3 protein-coding genes are annotated in these 3,589 nt (G+C 46.8%); 2 read left to right on the forward strand and 1 reads right to left on the reverse strand.

Features of this window, described 5'->3' with window-relative positions; genetic code table 11:
* Positions 1 to 141: 141 nt before the first annotated feature.
* Positions 142 to 1,341 (reverse strand): type II secretion system F family protein, encoded by a 1,200-nt coding sequence (locus tag VB081_RS05695; protein ID WP_323399873.1) that lies wholly within the window; start codon positions 1,339 to 1,341, stop codon positions 142 to 144.
* 311 nt (positions 1,342 to 1,652) lie between these two features.
* On the opposite strand from VB081_RS05695, the gene VB081_RS05700 reads away from it, so the two are divergent.
* Positions 1,653 to 2,984: a sensor domain-containing diguanylate cyclase gene (locus VB081_RS05700; protein WP_323399874.1), complete on the forward strand. Its 1,332-nt coding sequence runs from the start codon at positions 1,653 to 1,655 to the stop codon at positions 2,982 to 2,984.
* 42 nt (positions 2,985 to 3,026) lie between these two features.
* On the forward strand, positions 3,027 to 3,589 hold a 563-nt coding region (locus tag VB081_RS05705), incomplete at its 3' end, for an EAL domain-containing protein (RefSeq protein WP_323399875.1).

A 3,589-nucleotide genomic window follows, 5' to 3' on the forward strand; every position in this document is an offset into this window, starting at 1 on the left:
GACTACGCCGTTTTGCACGCAGCCGTCCGGCATTTTGAACAATACCTCTTTTTTGGTTTTGATCGACTTGTCGCCACTACCCTGTATGATTTTTAAAAATTTACTTCCGATATCGATTGACAGCAAATTGGTTCCCCACCCTTACGCAATATTTTGGTACATGCCGTAAATAGGCATAATGATAGCGATCACGATAAACCCAATGATAAGGCCCATCACAACGAGCATGATTGGCTCTATCATAGACACCATCTTCTTGACCGCGCGGTCGGATTCCTCGTCGTAATACGTCGCCGCCTTTTTCAACAGCTCGTCCATTTCGCCCGACTCTTCGCCGATCGCGATCATGGATTTGAACATAGGCGGAAATACATCGAATTTTTTGATGGATTCCGAAAGCGGCATACCCTTTTTGATGTCTTCGATCATTATGGCGATGTATTTTGACATACAGCCGTTGTCGAGCACCCGCGAGACGATCTCCAACGCGCTGAGCATAGAAAGGCCGCTTGAGATGAGCATGGAAAACGTATGCGCGAAACGCGCCGCCAAAATCGTCTGCTTCATCTTCCCGAAGCCGGGGAAGTGCAGCATCAGAGTATCCCACCCCGGTTTTGTCGCCGGACTGCTCTTTAAAATGAATATCAGGATCACCACGCCCACAACAACAGCAAGTACGGCAAACCAGTAGTTCTGCAAGAAGTCGACAAGCCCGAGAAGCATCTGCGTGGGAAGCGGAAGCTCTGCGCCCGACGTTGTGTACATCGCCAAAAACTTGGGAACCACAACAATAAGCATCAGCAATACAACACCGATGCACATAATGGAAAGCAAGATCGGGTACGTGAGTGCCGCCCTAATCTGCGCTTTGGTCTTATATTGACGCTCAAAATAATCTGCCATGCGCACCATGACTTTGTCAAGCGTACCGCTCTGTTCGCCCGATTCTACCGAGCTGATCAGATAAAAAGGAAATGCGCCGCCCTGATCGGCAAGCGCCTGGTGGAATGCCACGCCTTTTTTGACCTCCTCCATTACATTAAGGAGGATCGTTTTGATTTTGAGGTTGGTCGCCTGCTGGCACAGCACGTCAAGCCCCCTTACGACACCGATGCCCGAATCCAGCATCACGCCCATTTGGCTGCATATCAAATAAAGCTCTTTTGCGGGGATAGACCCCTGCACCGAATTGCCGAACTGCTCGCGCTCAACCTTATAGGATAGGCAATAAAGCCCCGCACTTTTGAGGAACTCCCGGAAATCCTGTAGGTTCTCCGCCTCATATACGCCTTTAGACGCCTGACCAGTCGCGTCCACAGCCCTGTAACTATATTTCGCCAACGCAACATACCCCTTATTGCTCCGTTTGACCGGATTTTTTTGTTCTAACGAATTCATACTTATAAGGTATGGAATATATTCGATTTATTATATCACCCTTTTCACAAAAAAACACCTATTTCACGTTAAATTTTCTGGTAGATATGCGTTTTTTGCTTGTATCAGCCATTCATATAACATTTTACTTTCTTTTTGAGGTGTCATCATATATAATAATGGATATAATATCGTACCCAATACGTATTGATATTTCGAAAGGTAATCACAGCCGCTGCGGCGCCACGGGTGTTGCGGAAAACAGGCATACTATTATGACTAAGCGAAAAAAGACCATTCTCATCTCTATTATCATAGTACTGGCTATCGTACTTGTTGTGCTTTTTTTGATGCTGTTTTATTCCAGCACCGTAAAAACGACTTTAGACGATCAGGTCACCTCCTATTTAAAGGAAATGACTGCGCAGGAAGCGGCTCTCGTCGAAACCAAAGTCTCCGGTGATCTTTCCACGTTAGAAGCGGTTGCCTCTGCGCTCAGCTCTGCGGAATTTTCTTCCGCTGATACGGCCAGTGTCTTTGCTATGATGAGCGAAGTACAAAAGGAAAATGACTTCAAGCGTATGGGCCTTATCACGCCGGACGGAATGGCTTCCACCTCGGACGGGATCGAGGCGGATTTTTCCTCACGCGATTATTTTCATAAGGCGCTGCGTGGGATACCTAATATTTCCGATACGATGCGCGATATGCTTGACGAAGGCGGCCCTATCAATGTGTACGCTGTTCCTGTCTATAACGGCTCCCAGATATCTTCTGTCCTGTTCGCTACGCAATCCACGGATGTGTTTGAAGATAAGATGAGTATCTCGACCTTTGACGGGCAGGGTTATTCTTATGTCGTACAAAGCGATGGCACGCGCATTGCACGTTCCAAGCACGAAAACAGCGTTTCTTTTGACAACATCTTTGCCTTGATGGGTAACATCTTAGAGGAAAGCGACGGTTCTTTTTCCGCTATGCGCGAAAATATGCTGCGTGGAGAATCCGGCGTTGCACATTACTATAAATACGATGTTCCTTATTATGTGAGTTATGCGCCGCTTGATGTGAACGACTGGTACATCCTTTCGATCGTGCCCGCGTCTGTCGTAACGGCCAAAAGCTCTTATCTCATCACGCTCAACGGCTGGGTCACCGCTCTCATCGTTGCTACAGTCATATTATTGCTTGCCTATATTATGGTATCCCAAAGCCGCGCGCGCAAAAAGCTGGAGGACATCGCCTTCACGGATGAGATCACCGGTTCTTTGAGTTGGCTTAAATTCCGCGAGGACTGCAAGGATATCCTGCATAAAAATCCTGACGAAAAATTTGCTTTTATCAATCTGGATATTGATAAATTCAAGATATTCAACCAGCTTTACGACTACGACAGTGGTAACCTGCTGCTGCAGCACATCGCCGCTATCCTTAAGGACGATATGCACGAGCATGAGATATATTCGCATGTGGGCGCGGACGAATTCAATGTCCTCATCACCTACTATTCGCAAAGCGACATCGTCGGCCGGGTCATGAAATGGAACGAGTCCATCCGTGAATACGAATTTACGCGTGACCGGAATTACAACCTGCTGCTTTCGTAAGGCGTGTATCCCATCGCTTCTGACGATACGTATGTAACACGGATGAGCGACCGCAGCAAGATCGCCAAAAATAATGTCAAAAACAATTCGCATGAAATTTATGCATTTTATAATGATGATATGAACGCAGAGATGCTGCGTGAAAAACAGTTAGAAAACGACATGGAGACTGCCCTGCAAAACAACGAATTTGTCGTCTATTACCAGCCTAAATTTGAGTTGCATACCGAACGCGTCATCGCTGCGGAGGCGCTTGTACGCTGGCTCTCCCCCAAGAGTGGCTTTATGAACCCCGGTGTGTTCATTCCCGTATTTGAAAAAAATGGTTTTATTGTAAGACTTGATATGTACGTGTTTGAGCATGTATGCGCTTCCCTGCGCAGATGGATCGACGAAGGACAGACCGTTATTCCTATCTCAGTCAATTTTTCGCGGCTCAATATGTATCGCAACGATTTTGTCGAGCAGCTTTTGTCCATCATCCATAAATACGATATATCCACCGACTTGTTGGAAATCGAACTCACGGAGAGTGCGCTTGTCTATAATGACGAGTTGATCGTCTCACGGATGCACGAGCTCAAGGAAGCAGGCTTCCGCCTAAC

It is taken from the genome of Christensenella sp. (genome assembly GCF_034927525.1).
Classification (GTDB): Bacteria; Bacillota; Clostridia; order Christensenellales; family Christensenellaceae; genus Christensenella.

Bases quoted from the DNA above. Each gene is read 5' to 3' on its own strand.
- VB081_RS05700 (WP_323399874.1), top strand. From the start codon at position 1,653: ATGACTAAGCGAAAAAAGACCATTCTCATCTCTATTATCATAGTACTG.